Raw genomic sequence first — 17,755 nt, 5'->3', positions numbered from 1 at the left:
CGCCGACGCACGAAGCGCCGGATCATCCTGGGGCCGCATTGGCGAACTGCTTGACATGACGGCGGAAGCCGCCGAGGCAAGATTCGGCTGAATTCGGCCGGTTCTCCTCAACCGGCTGCGCCAGCACCAACTCTGAGGCGCCCAAGAGATCCGGTGGCTTGGAGCCGCATCATCCGCAGGGACGAACGGGCTGCAGCCAAGTTTGCTTCGAGCCACTCTTCGCTGCTGTGGTGGCGCTGCGCGACAAAGCGCAGCCAGCGCGGAAACGCCGACTCGACCGTGGAGAACCACTCTTCGTAGGGCGGGTGTTCATGCGTCTCTTGGCACTCGTCACACAGCCAGCCATGCGAAGGCAGCCACAGTGCCACGAACGTCTCGACTCTCAGCGGCGTCCAGTGGTACATATCGCGGTCCCTGCACACCTGCGAGAAAGTTGCCATGGACGTCATGAGGTCGCTGAGTTCTTGTTCGTGCTCACCCAGTGCAAGCGGTTGCGTTACGAATTCGACGATGCCCGAGACGTCGAGTTCAGCATCGGCGCTGCCAAAGTCGCCGCTGTCAGCGCCGGCCGGCAGCAGTTGCATCCGCTGGCCGACGAGCGAGCGCATTTCGGTATCGTCCCAGTCGGCATCGTCCCAGTCGCCATCCCATTCTTCGCTCGCCGCTCGATCGCGCAGCGCCTGGTCGAACTGCTCAAGGCCGGGCTCGAGAATCGCTCTCGCGTGCGCCAGGCTGAGTTCCTCCAGCGAATGACCTGGTTCAAGATTCCGGTCTTTGTCCGCGATCGCCGACTGCAAAGAGAAGCCGTAGAGCACGCCGAGGCAGAACGGGTGCACGCCGAACGACAGCTCGTGTCGCGATCCGTCGGGCCGGGCGTACTCGATGAACAACTGCCAGTGCTCGTCCCATTCATCTCGGATCTTCACGGCGCGCACCGGTTCAGCCATACCCAGCTTCGTTGCCCACTCAGGCACCGCGACCCCGTCGGCGACATGGCGATCGAGCACGCCACGAGCCTTGTCCCGAATGCCGTGCGGCCCGTAGGAGGCGAGCGTCGCCGCAATGACTGCGCCAGCTGGCCCTGGGTTGGATCTCGCATGCGCCAATGCGGCCCCGGCGCTGACGCCATCGCGATACCAGTCCGTGGCGATGCCACAGCCGATCAAGCGAGACACATGCACATCGGCGTCGTCGATGTCGCTCAACTCTTCAGAGAAACGCAGAGCGTCTGCGATGAGCATGCGCAGCCGTATTTGTGTTGCGGATTCGATCTCCCGACGCCGTGGCACATCCTCGGGGCGGGTGCCCTTGGGGGTGACTCGGCCGCCGGGGCTCCGCCGCCGCCGAGCCATCAGTCACACTCCCCGATGCGTGCGAACGACGCCGCCGCTGGCACCGAACGTGATTGGCAGTTGTTCATCCTTGTCTCCCTGTTCGAAGCCCGGCATGGGCTCGCGTTCATGGCGTCACAACGTTGTGACGCGAATGCCGGTGCGCCCGCGGACTCCCGCCGTGATCGTCGTTCGACGGGCTGCTCTCGTGTAGCACGCGCGGCGCTGCCGTAAGCGGCAATTCTCATATGGCTCACCTCGGATCGGTGGCGGTCGGCAGGTGCGGGCCGATGTATCCGATGTGGATCTTGCCGGTCTCACCTCGTGTGTCGTCGAGGAACTGCAGCCGTGGCGCCGTCGGCCCTTGATCGATCCTGACGTGGGCTGGCATCAGCCGTACACCAGTCGGATCAAGCACTCGGTCGACCGGGAACTGCCGAGACCTGCAGAATCTCTCCTCGTTGGTCACTGACTCTGATTCGCCCATCGCCACGCGGTTCGCGCTGCATGCGTACTCATGGCCACGGCGCTCGCACCAGTGCTTGAAATCGCCCTCACGATGGGCGTCAAGCGCATACGCGTGAAAGGCGAGCAACACGCGCATCACCACCTTGCCTCGGGCGGCGCGACGCCCTGACTGGTCGAGCGTGCTGCCAGCATTCTCGGCTACGGCTTGGGGGATGCTGAGCGTCGGCAGGTGTTGTTGAGCGGCCTCGATAGCCGCGGCGACACTGCGAACCCGGTTGCCATCGGGAGTGCTGTGCACAAGTTGCAGAGCCGCCACTGTGCGCCGTTCGGCGTTCGCGACACGCGTTCGCAGATCGGCAGCGTCACCGGTCTCGGCTGTGTGACTCGGCTTCAGGTCCTCGCTGCCCGCAGTGCCGATGTCGTGACCTTCCGAGACGGTCGCAATTGCCTCTGCGCGCAACCGGCGGTTCTCGGCGGCCAGTTCATCTCGTTCGCGTCGGACCGATGTGAGTGCGTAGACAGCGATCCCGCGGTTCTGTTCGGCTGAAGCGGCCGCAGTGTTCGAGGCCGCAAGCAAGGCGCCCATTCGGCGGCACTTGTGGTGCTGCTCGACAACTCGGCCGCGCAGCCGCCTGATGCGGTTGACAAGCTGATCGTTCGCCCGCGTGACATCGTCGAGGTCGCGCTCGCACGATGCCAGTTTGCTGCGGGTCTCGATCAGCGCTGCCCACGTCTGTGCTGCCTCCAGCTCGCTCTCGGCAAGTTCGTCACGGGACGCCACGCTCAGGTCCGCATGGACGTCGGTGGCTTGGCATCGGCGACCTACCCGCGGCGCGATCGCGAAGCAGATCGGCCCGGCTGCCTGCGGTCCGGTGCGTCGGCGGCTCATGTCGTCTCCTGGTTCCGAGATCGGGTGCTTGCGAGCGCGATCTCAGCAGGGGGGTGTGACAAACATCAGCCCGGAAGGCGAGCGCCAACGTACGGCGGCCGGCGCTCTGGTGGCCGCAGTCGAATCACATTGTCCGGAACGAATTGCGGTTCGCCCCCGTCAGGATTGTCCAGTACTTCGAAGTCGTCTTCGACGTACACGGTGTACGTCGGCTCGTGACTCCCGCCCAGCCACCGAGCGATGCTGATGACCAAGTACAGAAAGCAGCCGCCGATGAGGGCCAGCAAGAGGAAGGCAAACGCAGCGGCTACGGTCAGCCCCTCAATCCCTGAAATCCGCTACCAGCGGTGGTTCGCGGTCGGTTCATGGTGATCCCCCTCTGCGGTTGGAGACTTCGTCATGGGAATCTCACCAGAGGGGTGTCACGTGAACGCCCGAGGCGACAAGATGCTTGCCCACGACAGGCCACACGAAGCTGAGCGCGACGACGTCGACCGTTCGCGAGCCTGAACACTCACCTTGGCGCGGCGCCGGCTCTGGCAGCGATCAGAGCAACTGCTGCTGAGACGGCCCTGCGGAGCGGGCTGCGGCAGCGAGAGCGCCTTCGCGCAGGCTGGGCCATGCGGTGATGAGGCTGTTGTAGGCGATGGCCTCGGCTGCCCAGCCTTTGTCGTTGGCCTTCTGGCACAGCAAGTAGGCGAGCTGGCGAGCCCGGTCGTCTTCGGCTGGTGACCAATCCGGATCGAGCTCGGCACGCTTGAACAGGCGGAACTTGCCGGCCCGTGCCTCTCCGATGCCCGACTCGGCGAGGCCCTCAAGCGACGTGTTCTTGGCCTTGGCGACGCTCTCTACATCACCTGAGGATCCGGGGTCGTACTGGTGCTCGGCGAACCAAGCCAGCGAGGCGCATCCCGGCAGCCAAGTCGCTGAGTTCGATCACCACGTCGTTGCCAAACCGCCGTCTCGCCAATAGTGAACCGCGGCCCAACCGCCTTCGGGCTCCGCCGCAGGGTACGCCGCGATCCGAATTGCGGCCGAACCGGAGGCCGAGCGAGCGATCGAGAAGTCACTCGGCCTCAATCGGTTCCGTTCAGCTTCTCGACGAAGATGCCGCACTCGATGGTCCTGGGCCTCACCCTTTCGATTGAGCTGGTGGACAAGGCCGCACGATGGGCTTTGAGCGAAGGAGCGCTGAAGCAGACGATGCGGGTGGTTTCGACGTGTGTCGGCGTGAATCCGAGAACGCCCACCGCTGTTCCCGCTGCAGCCCGCAGGGGATAGCCAAATTGGCCTGTGGCAACAGCAGGTGTGGCGACGACTTGTGCGCCGACTTCGTCTGCACGAGCGAGCGACTCCCGGTAGCACGAGGCCAGCACGTGTGCTTCGTTGTGGGCACCTCCCCGCCAACGCGGCCCGACGGTATGGATGATCCACGGCGCCGCCATGTCGAAGCCCGGCGTGACAATGGCCTGCCCCGGTTCGCAATCGCCTACACCCTTGAGATGGTCTTTGAGTCGAGGACCAGCCGCGAGGTGGATGGCGCGTGAGGCTCCTCCGCTTCCGCTCAATGCGGGACTCGTCGGGCAAACGACGGCGTCGGCCCGCTCGGTCGCGATGTCGCCGAAGGTCACCTCAACCTTCGCCAACTGCCACACCTCGTCGTGCGCGGGCGTGCGCGTACGGGGTCGGCGGTCGTCATCGGAAGTGGCCGTCAGGAGATCTGGCCATTCGCCGGGCTGGTCGAGCAGCCAATTGTCGATGAGGAATCCGAGCATTTGGGATTCCGTCAGATCGTCGTAGCGCGAGTAGCGCTCCGGGTCTCCTTCTACGAAGGCGACTGCGATCATGGCGCCACCCTCGCATTCTTCAAATGTGGCCTCGTAGATGCAGTAGCCGGTCCAACTGCGGTGAAGGCGCAAGCAGTTGCCGTCGACGAGAGCGTGCCATTTCTCTTCCATCATCGATGCCATGTAGCCGCAGCCGATTCGCACTAGTTCGGAGCTCGTCCACACTCGATCAGGTACCGGTATCGACATGGGTTTGCTGAGGGGCCGCAAGTCCCAGCCGTGAAGTTCAAAGTCCTCTTTGGTCAGCACCCTTGTTGGCCCGTCGGATTCGCTCGCTCTACCGCCTACGGCCACTTTCCACATTTGAGCAATTGAGTGCTCCATCTGGAGACCTGAGAGCCCTTGGAGCTGATGGGATCCCATCGAGTCAGGGAGTTCAGCTTCAACGCTGTCGTCGGTCATTGCGGTGCCTCCTAGTGCGAATTGTCCGATTCAGGGGCCGAGTGGGGCCCTCATGCGACGGCCGTTCCGGTCGCGACACCAATAGTCGGTCTCCGACGGTGGCCTCCCTGTGTCGGCGTGTCCTAGTGCCCTTTCGAGTCCACCGTAGGTGGGGGGTGTAACGACCAACGAGTACCGCACGATGTCGCGGTAGCGTTCGCAGGCATGGGAAGCAGTGAGGGCGATAACAGGGGAACGCTGGCGGTCACGGGCGACGCCGAGGCCGATCAGCTGCTGCTGGAGGACCCGTTTGCGCTGCTGCTGGCGATGATGCTCGACCAGCAGATCCCCATGGAATGGGCGTTCAAGGGCCCCGCTCGGCTGGCGGAGCGGTTGGGCGATCAGTTCTCGGTTGCCGCCATCGCCGCGATGGACCCCGACGAGCTGGAAACCGCCTTCAAGTCCAAGCCAGCACTGCACCGCTTCCCCGGTTCGATGGCCCGCCGCTGTGGTGAGCTGACCCGCCACATCGTCGAGCACTACGACGGCGACGCCGGTGCCATCTGGGCCGACGTGCGCAGCGGCAAGGCGCTGTACGACCGGCTGCGTGCCCTGCCCGGCTACGGCGACGAGAAGGCCAAGATCTTCGTGGCCATCCTGGCGAAGCGTTTCGGGGTCGCTCCCCGTGGATGGAAGGCCGTCGCCGGCCCGTTCGCCGACCGCCAGCCTCGCTCGGTGGCCGACATCGACGGTCCCGACGCCCTCGCCGAAGTGCGGGCCTGGAAAAAGAACCAGAAGGTTGCGGGCAAGTCCAAGCAGGACTGAACGGGGCTACACAGGGCTGAGCGAGGCTGAGCCGTCGCCCGGCTTCGGCAGACTCCGGCGCTCCACGATCCGCTCACTCGGCGCGCCTTCGTGGCCTCAGGCGCTGCGTTCTGTTGCGCATGCGTGTCGGCCGGCCGTCGCAATTTGCGTTCCGGTGACAAAGCCGTTGCTCATCTGAAATCAGCGGAACGCAATCCCCCACATCGGCGTCGGGGCATCAAGTCGCACGTCCCGCAGCAGTGCTGCAGGCCGAATGCGACTGAAGCCAACCAACGCAAGGGGGACTGAAGTGTTGAAGAACCGCACACCACGACAACGCCGGCAGGGGGCCGGCAAGAGAGTGTGGCGAATGGTCGTCGCGCTGCTGGCGCTGTGCCTGTTGGCGGCGGCGTGCACATCGACCGACGACGCGGACGCCGATGGAACAGCGGACGTGGAGACCGAAAGCACCACGGCCGTGACGGCAAGCCCATCCAGCGATGCGGATGAACGGATGGACGAGGCGGACGACGAGGAAGAGCGGTCGACGCGCGGTGGGGCTGCTTCGGAAGAGGCAACCGAGCAAGCCGTCGCTGGAGAGTCCGACGATATGGCCGTGGAAGAAATGTACGAGGACTCCTCCTCGAGTCGGTCCTCAAGCCGCGGCCGCACCGACACTGAGTCGGCCCAATCGGCGGAACCGGAGCACGAGCCGTATCAGCCGACGTCGCGGCGACGCACAGAACCTGACAACTTTGTCGACTACGGCATCAACCCGTTCGTCGACACCGCCGACGACCCGTTCTCGACGTTCGCGCTCGACGTGGACACTGCTTCGTACACAATCGCCCGCAACTTCCTCGACGGCGGCCAGATGCCGCCCTTCGAGGCAGTCCGGGTCGAGGAGTTCGTCAACTACTTCGATGGCGGCTACGACGACGAGATCGACGAGTTCACCATCAGCGTGGAAGCTGCGTCCTCGCCGTTCGTGGACAGCGGTGACCTGCTGTGCGGGTGGGCGTTCAGGCACCGCACGTGGTGTCCGACGCCCTGCGACCCGACAGCATCAGCCTGGTTCTGGACAGCTCGGGCTCGATGAACCAAGAGATCGGCACCAGCAACGACAGGACCCGGCGCATCGAGCTGGTCTACGACGCCGTCGACCTGCTGCTGGGAGGGCCTGGAGCCCGAGACCCGGGTGGGTGTTGTGGCCTATGCGAACCACGCCCGCACCGTCGCCCGACCCGCCGCAGTCGGCAGGAGCTACGACGACCTGATCCGCCGCATCCAGCGAGACGTGCGCCCCAACGGCAGCACCAACGTCGCGGGCGGACTCGTCAGCGGGTACCGCATGGCCGAGAGCGAAGCCGCCACGGGGCGAAACGTGCTGGTGCTGTTGTTCTCCGACGGTGTCGCAAACGTCGGCGCGACCGAGACCGACAGGATCCTTCACCAGCTCGGCGAGCGCGCCGACATCGGCCTGTCGACAATCGGCGTCGGCCTCGGCCCGTTCAACGACGAGCTGATGGAGCAACTGGACAACCAGGCCGACGGTTCGTATCACTACATCGATGACCACGACGAGGCATGGCGCCTGCTCGGCGGGGACGTGACGTCGTTTGTCTCGGTCGCCGCACGCCACGCCAAGGTCCAGGTGATCTTCAACCCCGACACCGTGGCCTCCTACCGGCTGCTGGGTTTCGAGAACCGCGACGTGGCCGACCGGGACTTCCGCAACGACGCTGTCGATGCCGGCGAGGTCGCCATCTCCCAGAGCGCCACAGCGCTGTATGAGCTGACGCTGGTCGATCCCGAGAGCGGGAGCCGGCGCAGCAACGAGACGCTCGCCAAGGTGACGCTGCGCTACGAGCGCCCAGCCAGCGAGGCGATCACCGAGGTGTCTGCGACGATCAGGACCCGCGACGCACACCGCAGCTTCGACGGCGCCGTTCGGCACTTCCGGCTGGCCGCAGTGGCCGCCGAGTTCGCCGAGGTCCTGCGCGAGAGCTGGTTCACCGACGACCCGTCGATGCGCACCCTGCGCAGGGAGGCCGAGGTCCTGACGCGGGACTTCCGTGGCGACCCCGACGTGGCAAAGCTGGCCCGCCTCATCACCGCAGCCCAGCGCCTGCAATAGCAAGCGGCCGAACCGTCGCTACGGTGACGAACCGTCCCGCACGACGGCACGAGTTGCGGGCGGCGGGGAAGAACTCTGCGAGGTTGGGACCAGCTGGATCCCCGGAGCAGAGGGCTTCTCCGCCGTGCGCAACGGGCGCGAGATACTGCTGCGCCAGGCACGGGCCCCGGCTGCTGTTGAGCTATGTGCCGAGACGGTTGGCAGCTTCTTCCCGCAGCTCGTTCTTGAGCACCTTGTTGGATGGATTCAGCGGCAGCGCATCCACGATCCAATAGTGCCGCGGGACCCTGTAGTTGGCCATCTGCTCGCGACACCAAGCGCGCAGAGCATCTGCTTCTGGCACACCGGCGGGTGACGGCACCACGAACGCCGCTCCGACCTCGCCAAGGCGTTCGTCGGGCACGCCGACAACCGCCACCTGGCCGATCTGCGGGTGCTCGGCCATCACCTTCTCGATCTCGGCGGGATACACGTTGAATCCGCCATTGATGAACATGTCCTTCTTGCGGTCAGTGACGTCGATATAGCCCTGCTCGTCCATCACGCAGATGTCGCCGGTGTGCAGCCAGCCGTCTTCGTCGATTGCTTCAGCCGTGGCGACCGGATCTTCGAGGTATCCCTGCATGACGTTGTACCCGCGCACCAGGATCTCTCCCGGCTGCCCGATGGGCAGATCCTGACCCTCTTCATCGACGATGCGCAGCTCGACGCCGCCGAGTGCCCGCCCGCTCGTGGTCGCCACCAGCTCCGGCGGATCGTCCGAAGCGCAGATCGACGCCAGTCCGTGGGTCTCGGTCATGCCGTATCCCGTGAGCACCGTCTCGAATCCGAGCCGTTCACGCATCGCCACCACCGTCTCCACGGGGACGGCTGCGGCGCCGGTCAGCGACGAGCGCAGGCTCGAGGTGTCGTAGTCGTCAAGGCCTGCAAAGTTGATGAGCGACTGAAAGATGGCGGGCGGCCCCGGCAGGATCGTGATCTTCTCGTCCTGGATGCGCTGCAGCACCGATTCGACATCGAAGACGGGATGAGGGTGGATCGTTGCGCCGTGCATGATGCACGGCGTGATGCCAGCGGAGAAGCCGAACGCGTGGAAGAAGGGGTTCACGACCAGCATCCGGTCGCCCTGGCGCATGCCGAGCTCGGCGGCGTACTGGGCGAAATTCCGCAGCACCGGCGCATGGTGCACGAGCACACCTTTGGGCAGGCCGGTGGTTCCGGAGGTGAACATCACCAATCCGAGGTCCTCGCCCGAGGCCGCTGCGCATCGACGTGCCGCCTCGTCTGCGGCGTCTGGTGTGGCCCGTGACGCGAATTCCGCGTAGGAGATCGTGCCCGACGGTGCATCGCCGCGCAGCACGACGACATCTGCCAACGAGGGGACCGTGTGACCTCCGTCGGCCGCCTCGTTGAGATCCTTCACGTAGTCGTAGCCGAGAAATCCCGCCATGGTGAAGAGCACCTTGATCTTGGACTTGCTCAGCACGAACGCGGCTTCGCGTCCCTTGAAGCGGGTGTTCACGGGCACGAGCACCCCGCCGGCACGCAGTGTCCCCATGGACGCGATCACCCATTCCCAGGCGTTCGGCGCCCAGATGCCCACCGTGTCGCCCGGCTCCAGTCCTGAGGCCACCAGCGCCGCTGCACATTCGTCGGACAGCCGCTTGATGTCCGCGAAGCTCAGCGACATGTCGCCGTCCCGTACTGCTTCGGACTCGCCGAACAGTTCCGCTGCCCGGTCGACGAGATCGGGATAGTTGTCGGGAATGGCGCCAGGCATGGCGGACAGTCTCGCGGCTAGCCCGCGCCTCTTCACTGCTTGCGCAAACGAGACTGCTGCGATGAAGGCTGCGATGGAGGCTGCTCAGTGATCGTGTGCTGTGGCGAGGCGCTGGTTGATGTCCTCGACGGAGATGACACCCGTTCCGTGCCGGGCGGGGGGCCTATGAACGCAGCGATCGCGGCCGCTCGCCTCGGGGCGCCGAGTGCATTCGTGGGCCGGGTGTCCACCGATGCATCAGGCGAGCGCATCTGGAGTCACTTGCAGCACAACGGCGTCGATCTGCGTGGCTGCGAGCGCGGCCCCGAACCGACGGCGAGGGCGATCATCAACCTTGCGCCAACCCCGTCATTCCAATTCGAAGGCGACAGCACAGCCGACACGGCGCTCGAAGCAGCGAACTTGGCCGCGCTAGGCGCCGGCCTGCACATCCTGCACGGAGGCACGCTGGGCATGTTCCGCGGCCGCACGGCTGACGTGCTTGCCTCGCTCGCCGAGCGTCACGACGGCCTCGTCTCGCTCGATCCCAATGTCCGGCCCGCCATCATCGATGACCGGGGCCGCTGGGATCACTTTCACCAACGGTGGCTGGATGTGACTGACCTCTACCGGGCCTCCGACGAGGACTTGGCGTGGATCTGGCCCGGTCGTGCGACTGATGACTGCGCTGCAGAGCTGCTTGCCGGTCGAAGCGCAACGGTGATCGTCACCCGCGGCCGCCAGGGCGTCACCGTGTACACGGCTGAAGGCGAGCTCGACCTGTCGGCGCTGCCCGTCGAAGTGGTCGACACTGTCGGCGCCGGCGATTCATTCGTGGGCTCGGTGCTTGCATCTCTCTGGAACCTGCTCAGGGTTGACCGGACCGCGTTCGCCTCTGTCGAATTGCGGCAATGGCGAACTATGGCGGAACGTGCCGCCGTAGCTGCCGCCATCACGTGCACCCGCACGGGTGCCGACCCGCCCTACGCGCAGGAACTGGACCCCGCCCACGACGCCTGATTCCGTGAGCAGGTGGCGGAGAAAGACTCGGTCAGCTGACCTGAGCCAGCGCCTCGCAGTGAATGAAGTGGAAGTAGCCGTCGGGATCGTCCACCCACTTTCGCCAGCCGGCGGCGATCTGTTCCATCTCGTCTGACGTCGCATAGCCGTATTCGACGGCCTGGCGGGCGAAGCTGGTGTGCAGGCAGCGATCAGCCCACGAGTAGCCCCAGTTCTGGCGGGTCTCAGGGGTCCAGAACTGCCACACCGATGCCGACATCTGCACGTTCGCCAAGCCTGCGGCACGGAACCACGAAAACAGATGACGGCCGGCGTCGGGCTCGGCCCCATTGTGGCGGCAGACTTGCCGGTACACCTCCCGCCAGCGTGTGATCTCGGTGCTGGACGGGTAGCCCCGCATCGTGGAGTAGTCGGAGTCGCGCACTGCCACCCAGCCGCCGGGGTGCACCATCCGCGCCATCTCCGACAGCGCGGCGACGGGGTCCGACAGGTGCTGCATCACCTGATGCGCATAGGCCACATCGAACGTGCCATCGGCATACGGCAGCTCGTACACCGACGCTTCGGTCAGCGTCACATTGCCGATGCCGGCGTCGGCGACCGATTCGGCAGCAGTAGCCAGAATCTCCTCGCCTACCTCGACGCCGGTGACGTGACCGTGCGCTGCCCAGCGGGCAAGACCGACGGTGATCGAGGCCGGACCGCAGCCCACGTCCAGAACCTGCGAGTCTGCATGGATGACGTGGCGTGCGAACGCCGCGCAGTCCTCCGCGGTCCGCCGTGCATGCTGGGCCACGACAGCGGGCTGGTGGCCGTGGGTGTACACGTCGCCGCTGGTCACCGCGGCAGCGTAACGAGCTAGAGATCCCGGCCAGGCTTGCGAGGTGGTGGCTAGCCTCGCCGCCCATGGCTGGATCGATCCTGGGCAACGAAGTTCGACGAACCGAAGACCCTGAGCTGCTCACGATCGGCGGGCGCTACGTCTATGACCACACCGCCAACGGCATGTGCCATGCGGTATTGGTCCGCTCCCCCGTCGCACACGCGCACATCGGCGACATCGATGCCAGCGAGGCTGAAACCGCACCAGGGGTCGTTGCAGTGTTTACCGAGGCGGAGCTGGGCGTTGCCCCCCACCACGGCTTCGTGAAGGTTGCCGACGAGTTCGCCCGCCCCCCGTTGGCGACCGGCAAGGTGCGTTTCGTGGGCGAAGCGGTGGCCGTCGTCGTGGCCGAGTCCCTCGCCGAAGCCACCGATGCAGCCGAGCTCGTTGCGGTCGACTACGAGCCGCTGCCCGCAGCCGCAGACGCCGAGGCAGCGCTTGCTCCCGGCGCTCCGGCACTCTTCGACGAGCGGCCGAACAACGTCGCCACCGAGATCATCGACCCGCCTGGCATCGATCCGCTCGACGGGGCATCCCACGTTGTCCGGGGCCGCTACGTGAACCAGAAACTGGCGGCGGTTCCGTTGGAGCCGAACTCGTGCGCCGCCGTGCCGGGCGATGACGGTCGCATGACTGTGTACTGCGCGACGCAGATGCCTCACCTCACCAAGATGCAGCTTGCCGGCGCGCTCGGATGGGAGCCGCCGCGGCTGCGCGTCATCGCCCCCCATGTCGGCGGCGGCTTCGGCGCCAAGGCCGGCCTCTACCACGAGCACACGGTGGTGGCAGCGCTGGCGGATCGGCTGGGCCGCCCGGTCACCTGGACGCCGGGACGCAGCGAGGACATGACCACGCTGGCGCACAGCCGTGCTCAGGTGCAGTACGCCGAGCTGGGCGTGCGCGACGACGGCACTTTCACCGGGCTCCGGGTCCGGCTGGTGGGCGACACCGGCGCTTACCCCAACATCGGCACGATGCTGCCAGCGGGCACCAAGCGGATGTCGAATGGCACCTACGCATTTCCGGCCATCCGCTTCGACGTCGTGACGGCAGTAACGAATACGACGCCGACCGGCGCGTACCGGGGCGCCGGACGGCCCGAAGCGGCCGCCCTGCTCGAGCGACTCGTCGATCAGGCCGCCATCGAGACCGGCATCGATCCCATCGAGATCCGACTGCGGAACTTCATCTCGCCCGACGCCTTCCCGTTCGACACGCTCACCGGGGTCACCTACGACAGCGGCGACTACGCCTTGCCCTTGCGGCGTGCCGTCGAGCTGGCCGGCTACGACGAGTTGCGGGCCGAACAGGCACGGCGTCGTGAGCGCGGCGACGTGCGCCAGCTTGGCATCGGCATCGCCAGCTTCGTGGAGATCACAGCCGGCGGGCTGACCAGCGAGTTCGCCGCAGTGCGCATCGAGCCCGACGGTGGTGCCACGATCCGCGTCGGCACCAGCTCCCACGGCCAGGGTCACCAGACGACGTTCGCCCAGATCGTCTCCGCTCGTACCGGCATCGACCTTGAGCGCATCGGGTTCGTCCAGTCCGATACCGACTTGGTGCCCCGCGGCGGCGGCACCGGCGGATCGCGTTCGGTTCAGGTCGGCGGTTCGGCCGTGTCCAATGCCACCGATGTGCTCGTCGAACGGGCGCAGCGACTGGCAGCACACCTGCTCGAGGCCAGCGTCGACGACATCGTGCTCGACACCGAGGAGGGCACCTTCAGCGTGGCGGGCGTCCCGGCACGCTCGGTGGGCTGGGCAGCGCTCGCCGTTGCGGTGGACAGCGCACCCGACGACCTGCTGGGCGAACCCACCGCGGCCGAGACCACGGCGGCCGAGCGGGGCGAGCCCATCGACCCGGGGCTCGCCGCACAGCTCGATTTCGACCAGGGAGAAGCCAGCTTCCCCTTCGGGGCTCACATTGCCGTCGTGGAGGTCGACACCGACACCGGCGAGGTCCACTACCTGCGCCACATCGCCGTCGACGACGCGGGCACCGTCATCAATCCGCTTCTGTTCGCGGGCCAGCAGCACGGTGGCATCGCCCAAGGCGCTGGGCAGACGCTGTACGAGGAAGTCATCTACGACACCGATGGGAACCCCCAGACAGGCACCCTCATGACCTACCTGTTCCCGTCCGCTGCGGAGTTTCCGAGCTTCGAAGTCCACAACACGGTGACGCCCTCGCCGCTCAACCCGCTGGGCGCCAAGGGCATCGGCGAGGCCAGCACGATCGGATCTACACCGGCGCTGCAGAACGCCGTCATCGACGCAGTGGCGCACTTCGGGGTGCGACACATCGACATGCCGATGAGCCCCCAGCGCGTGTGGGACGCGATTGCCGCGGCCAGGGCGGGCAACCCGGCAGATCCGTGGCGGGAGCCTCCAGCGATCTTCGCCGCGATGGAAGCCGGCCAAGAGATCGATCCCGAAGGGCTCGCAGCGGCCGAAGGAATCTGAACACTGTGCGACAATCTGCGAAATAACGAAGCTGCGATGCGCTCGCAGAAAGGCTGCTGCTCATGCCTGACGTCTTCATTACGTGCGCCGTCACTGGCGCCGCCGACACCGTCGACAAGTCCGACAAGGTGCCGTACAAGCCGGCCGATATAGCCCAGAACGTCATCGAAGCCGCCCAGGCGGGTGCTGCGATCTGTCACATCCACGTGCGTGATCCCATAACGGGTGACGCCGGGCGCGACGTGGACTGCTACCGCGAAGTGGTGGAGCGAGTCCGTGCATCGAGCACCGACGTCGTGTTGAACCTCACGGCGGGCATGGGTGGCGACTTCGTGATTGGCTCAGTGGAGCAGCCGCTGCCTCCCGATCCGCTGCGATCTGACATGGCGGGCGCCACCGAGCGGCTGGCTCACGTGCGCGAGCTGCTGCCGGAGATCTGCACGCTTGACTGCGGAACGATGAACTTCGGCGAGGGCAACTACGTGGCCACCAACACCCACGACACGCTCATGGAGATGGCCCGCCAGATCCAAGCCTTGGGCGTGCGCCCCGAGATCGAGGCCTTTGACACGGGTCAGCTCTGGGAGGCCAGGTCGCTTGTGGAGGCTGGTGTCATCGAGGCCCCGGTCATGGTGCAGCTGTGCATGGGCATTCGGTGGGGCGCCCCGCCGGACCTGAACACGTTCATGGCGATGGTCAACAACGTGCCGGATGACTGGACGTTCTCGGCGTTTGCGTTGGGACGCGACCAGCTGCCCTACGTTGCGCTTGCGGCCGTTGCCGGCGGCAACGCGCGGGTAGGCCTCGAAGACAACCTGTACCTCGACCGCGGCCAGCTTGCCACGAACGCCGACCTGACCGCGCGGGCAAAGCAAATCCTCGAAGCGATGAACTACCGGGTGATCGGTCCCGAAGAGGCCCGCGACAATCTCGAGCTGAAGCGCCACTGACTGACGCTGGCCTGGCCCCGCTCCGCCAGCGGTCGGCGTCAAGCCGCCAGCGGCAATTCGGGGGCGCTATTCCTCAATGATGACGGCGTACTCGGGGCAGTTCGCAGCGGCCAGTCGGGCCTTGTCTTCCAGGCCTGCAGGTACTTCGCCATCACCAGCTGCGGTGGCATAGCCGTAGTCGTCCACGTCGAACAGTTCCGGCGCCAGCGAGTAGCAGCGGTTGTGGCCCTGACACTTGTCGTCATCCACGCTGATCCGCACGAGCAATCCTCCCTGCGAGCCTCTGAGGCCAGCTGTCAATGAGGCCGGTTGCGTCAACCCAGCAGGTCCGAAGTTAGCGGGCCGCCAGCCACGTCCCGCTTGCGGTGGGCGCGCGAGTCGGTTCCGGCAACGGCAATAACGGTCCCGTAGCCTTGCGATGTCCACGCCTCCGCACCTTGAGGGGATGCCATGTCCGATGCCCAAGCCCGTCTTGCAGCGCTTCGCGCCAGCCGCGCCGGCAAGGATGCTCCAGCCTCGACAGCGACCGCCCCCGAACCAAAGTCCAACGGCGCAGAGGACCCCACCAAGGTCTGGCACAAGACCGCTTGCATCCTGTGCTCGAACAATTGCGGCATCGAGGTTCGTCTCGACGGCCGCAAGATCACACGCGTGCGAGGCGACAAGGAACACCCCGCTTCGAAGGGCTATACGTGCGAGAAGGCCCTGCGCATCGACTACTACCAGAACGGCCGCGATCGTCTCACCACTCCGCTGCGCCGGCGGGACGACGGGACGTTCGAGGAGGTCTCGTGGGACGTCGCCATCGCCGAGGTGGCCGAGCGGCTCACCGGCATCCGCGACTCGGTCGGCGGCGACAAGATCCTCTACTACGGCGGCGGCGGGCAGGGCAACCACTTTCCCGGTGCCTATGCCCGCGGCGTGCTGGGGACCCTGGGCGTGAAGTACCGCTCGAATGCGCTCGCTCAAGAAAAAACCGGCATGTTCTGGGCACAGGGCAAGATGTTCGGCAAGCAGAACCTCGGCGCCATGGGCGACTTCGAGCACACCGACTGCGCTGTGTTCATCGGCAAGAACCCCTGGCAGAGCCACGGTTTCCCCGAGTCGCGTAACGAGCTGAACAAGATCCGCAACGACGACGTCCGCAAGCTCATCGTGATGGATCCGCGGGTCTCAGAGACGGCTGCGATGGCCGATCACCACCTGCGGGCACGCCCCGGCACCGATGCGTGGGCATTGGCGGCACTGCTGGCGATCATGGTCAGCGAGGGCCTTACCGACGAGAAGTTCCTGGCAGAGCACTGCACCGGCTGGGACGAGCTGCGAGACCTGATCTTGAGCACCGACATTGCCGACTGCGCTCGCAAGTGCGGCATCGACGAGTCGGAACTGCGTGCCGCAGCCCGCACGATGGGCAATGCCCATTCGCTGTCCACCGAGGAAGACCTCGGCATCGAGATGGCACCCCATTCGACGCTGAACAGCTGGCTGCAACGCCTGCTCTACCTGGTGACCGGCAACTTCGCGAAGCCCGGCGGTATGAACCTTCCGCTGCGCCTCGCACCGTTGTGCGGCCACTCGGGCGAGGGCGAAGTCGATCCTGTCACCGGCAGCCCGATGCTGTCGGGCCTCATGGCCTGCGCCGCCATTCCCGACGCCATCGACACCGACCACCCGAACCGGTTCCGGGCAATCATCGTCGAGTCGGCCAACCCGCTCCACACGCTGCCGGACTCGAAGCGATTCCGGGAGGCCTTCGCCAAGCTGGAGTGCCTCGTGGTCATCGACGTGGCTATGACCGAAACGGCCCGCGCCGCCGACTACGTGCTGCCGGCCGCCTCGCAGTACGAGAAGCCAGAGGCCACATTCTTTGCCGGCGAGATGCCTGCGAACTATTTCCAGGTGCGCCACCCCATCTTGGAACCGTTGGGCGACTCGCTGCCCGAGGCCGAGATTCACAGCCGGCTTGTGGCGGCCATGGGCGGCAAGCCGAACGCCACCACCGATCTCGCTGATGCTGCGCAGCAAGGCCGCGAATTATTCATCGCCGCGCTCGGCGAGGCGTCAGCAGCCGATCCCGATGTCGGCGCGAAGCTGCCAGTGGTGCTGTACGACGCCCTGGGGCCGACACTGGGCAACATGGCACCAGCCGCGATCATGTTCGGTGCAGCCATGCAAGCCTCGATGCGCTATCCCGACGAAGTGAGGGCTGCGGGAATCTCCGGCGATGGTCTCGAACTGGCAAACAATCTGTTCGACAAGCTGGTCAACTCGCCCTCCGGGATGATCTACAGCGTCAGCGAGTACTCCCAGACGTGGGACCGCATCGCGCATCCTGACGGCAAGATCCATCTCTTCATCGAGGAGCTCGCCGACGAGTACCGGTCACTGGCCGACGAGGAGCCTGCCCGCGGCGGCGACCGGTTCCCGTTCGTGCTCTCAGCCGGCGAGCGCCGTTCGTCGAACGCCAACGACGTGATCCGCGATCCAGAGTGGCGCAAGAAGGACAAGGCCGGCTCGCTGCGGATCAACCCCGACGACGCCACCGCACTCGGCGTCGTGGACGGGGACCGCATCCGGATCGTCTCCAAGCGTGGCGAGGCCGAAGCTCCCGCCGAGGTCACCGACACCGTGATGTCCGGGCATGTCACGCTCCCCCATGGCTTCGGCACCGAATACCCCGATGAGACCGGCGAGCACAAGATTCACGGCGTGGCGGTGAACGAGCTCACCGACATCGAAGACCGCGACTGGCTGTCGCTGACCCCGCACCACAAGCACGTCCACGTCAACCTCGAACCCGTCGCCGGCTGAACGACCGCAA

Annotated in this window: 15 protein-coding genes; 7 read left to right on the top strand and 8 right to left on the bottom strand. The window is 65.9% G+C overall.

Annotated elements, in window-relative coordinates; genetic code table 11:
• Nucleotides 1-107 precede the first annotated feature (107 nt).
• From ACPXYO_RS14015 to ACPXYO_RS13995, 5 genes are all read right to left on the bottom strand, one after another.
• Nucleotides 108-1,352 carry a hypothetical protein gene (locus ACPXYO_RS14015; protein ID WP_423921655.1) on the bottom strand — a complete coding sequence of 415 codons (1,245 nt, stop codon included), beginning with the start codon at nt 1,350-1,352 and terminating at the stop codon, nt 108-110.
• A gap of 232 nt (nt 1,353-1,584) precedes the next feature.
• Nucleotides 1,585-2,688 (bottom strand): hypothetical protein, encoded by a 1,104-nt coding sequence (locus ACPXYO_RS14010; protein ID WP_423921652.1) that lies wholly within the window; start codon nt 2,686-2,688, stop codon nt 1,585-1,587.
• 65 nt (nt 2,689-2,753) lie between these two features.
• A complete protein-coding gene (locus ACPXYO_RS14005; RefSeq protein ID WP_423921649.1) occupies nt 2,754-2,975 on the bottom strand; it encodes a hypothetical protein in 222 nt (73 codons plus the stop codon).
• Nucleotides 2,976-3,234: 259 nt separating this feature from the next.
• On the bottom strand, nt 3,235-3,381 hold the full coding sequence (locus ACPXYO_RS14000; RefSeq protein WP_423921647.1) for a hypothetical protein: 147 nt from the start codon (nt 3,379-3,381) through the stop codon (nt 3,235-3,237).
• 383 nt (nt 3,382-3,764) lie between these two features.
• Nucleotides 3,765-4,937, bottom strand: coding sequence for a macro domain-containing protein (locus ACPXYO_RS13995; protein ID WP_423921644.1), 1,173 nt, complete (start codon nt 4,935-4,937; stop codon nt 3,765-3,767).
• Nucleotides 4,938-5,141: 204 nt separating this feature from the next.
• Between ACPXYO_RS13995 and ACPXYO_RS13990 the strand changes: the two genes are divergently transcribed.
• The 3 genes from ACPXYO_RS13990 to ACPXYO_RS13980 all read left to right on the top strand — a co-directional run bounded on the left by ACPXYO_RS13990 (nt 5,142) and on the right by ACPXYO_RS13980 (nt 7,857).
• On the top strand, nt 5,142-5,741 hold the full coding sequence (locus ACPXYO_RS13990) for an HhH-GPD-type base excision DNA repair protein (protein WP_423921642.1): 600 nt from the start codon (nt 5,142-5,144) through the stop codon (nt 5,739-5,741).
• Nucleotides 5,742-6,090: 349 nt separating this feature from the next.
• Entirely contained in the window at nt 6,091-6,819 is a 729-nt protein-coding gene (locus ACPXYO_RS13985) for a VWA domain-containing protein (protein WP_423921639.1), read from the top strand.
• 99 nt (nt 6,820-6,918) lie between these two features.
• On the top strand, nt 6,919-7,857 hold the full coding sequence (locus ACPXYO_RS13980; protein ID WP_423921637.1) for a YfbK domain-containing protein: 939 nt from the start codon (nt 6,919-6,921) through the stop codon (nt 7,855-7,857).
• Nucleotides 7,858-8,038: 181 nt separating this feature from the next.
• Here ACPXYO_RS13980 and ACPXYO_RS13975 read toward each other — a convergent pair whose 3' ends face one another.
• Nucleotides 8,039-9,637: an AMP-binding protein gene (locus tag ACPXYO_RS13975; RefSeq protein ID WP_423921635.1), complete on the bottom strand. Its 1,599-nt coding sequence runs from the start codon at nt 9,635-9,637 to the stop codon at nt 8,039-8,041.
• Between the two features lie 87 nt (nt 9,638-9,724).
• Here ACPXYO_RS13975 and ACPXYO_RS13970 point away from each other — a divergent pair, with 87 nt between their 5' ends.
• A complete protein-coding gene (locus tag ACPXYO_RS13970) occupies nt 9,725-10,636 on the top strand; it encodes a PfkB family carbohydrate kinase (RefSeq protein WP_423921632.1) in 912 nt (303 codons plus the stop codon).
• A gap of 31 nt (nt 10,637-10,667) precedes the next feature.
• Here the strand turns inward: ACPXYO_RS13970 and ACPXYO_RS13965 are convergent, their stop codons facing one another.
• The gene (locus ACPXYO_RS13965; RefSeq protein ID WP_423921629.1) at nt 10,668-11,477 is read right to left on the bottom strand and encodes a methyltransferase domain-containing protein; all 810 of its coding nucleotides are present in this window, start codon (nt 11,475-11,477) and stop codon (nt 10,668-10,670) included.
• Nucleotides 11,478-11,542: 65 nt separating this feature from the next.
• On the opposite strand from ACPXYO_RS13965, the gene ACPXYO_RS13960 reads away from it, so the two are divergent.
• Nucleotides 11,543-13,981, top strand: a complete 2,439-nt coding sequence (locus ACPXYO_RS13960; protein WP_423921626.1) for a xanthine dehydrogenase family protein molybdopterin-binding subunit — start codon at nt 11,543-11,545, stop codon at nt 13,979-13,981.
• Between the two features lie 62 nt (nt 13,982-14,043).
• Nucleotides 14,044-14,931 carry a 3-keto-5-aminohexanoate cleavage protein gene (locus tag ACPXYO_RS13955; protein WP_423921623.1) on the top strand — a complete coding sequence of 296 codons (888 nt, stop codon included), beginning with the start codon at nt 14,044-14,046 and terminating at the stop codon, nt 14,929-14,931.
• A 66-nt stretch (nt 14,932-14,997) separates the two neighbouring features.
• On the opposite strand, the gene ACPXYO_RS13950 is transcribed toward ACPXYO_RS13955, so the two are convergent.
• Nucleotides 14,998-15,192, bottom strand: a complete 195-nt coding sequence (locus ACPXYO_RS13950; RefSeq protein WP_423921620.1) for a ferredoxin — start codon at nt 15,190-15,192, stop codon at nt 14,998-15,000.
• Nucleotides 15,193-15,381: 189 nt separating this feature from the next.
• Between ACPXYO_RS13950 and ACPXYO_RS13945 the strand changes: the two genes are divergently transcribed.
• Nucleotides 15,382-17,745, top strand: coding sequence for a molybdopterin-dependent oxidoreductase (locus tag ACPXYO_RS13945; protein WP_423921617.1), 2,364 nt, complete (start codon nt 15,382-15,384; stop codon nt 17,743-17,745).
• Nucleotides 17,746-17,755 lie beyond the last annotated feature (10 nt).

The sequence above is a fragment of the Candidatus Poriferisodalis sp. genome (assembly GCF_965237655.1).
In the GTDB taxonomy this organism is placed as follows: Bacteria; Actinomycetota; Acidimicrobiia; order Acidimicrobiales; family Poriferisodalaceae; genus Poriferisodalis.
Note: the sequence above shows the minus strand (reverse complement) of the source record. Positions and strands in the feature narration are given on the sequence as shown.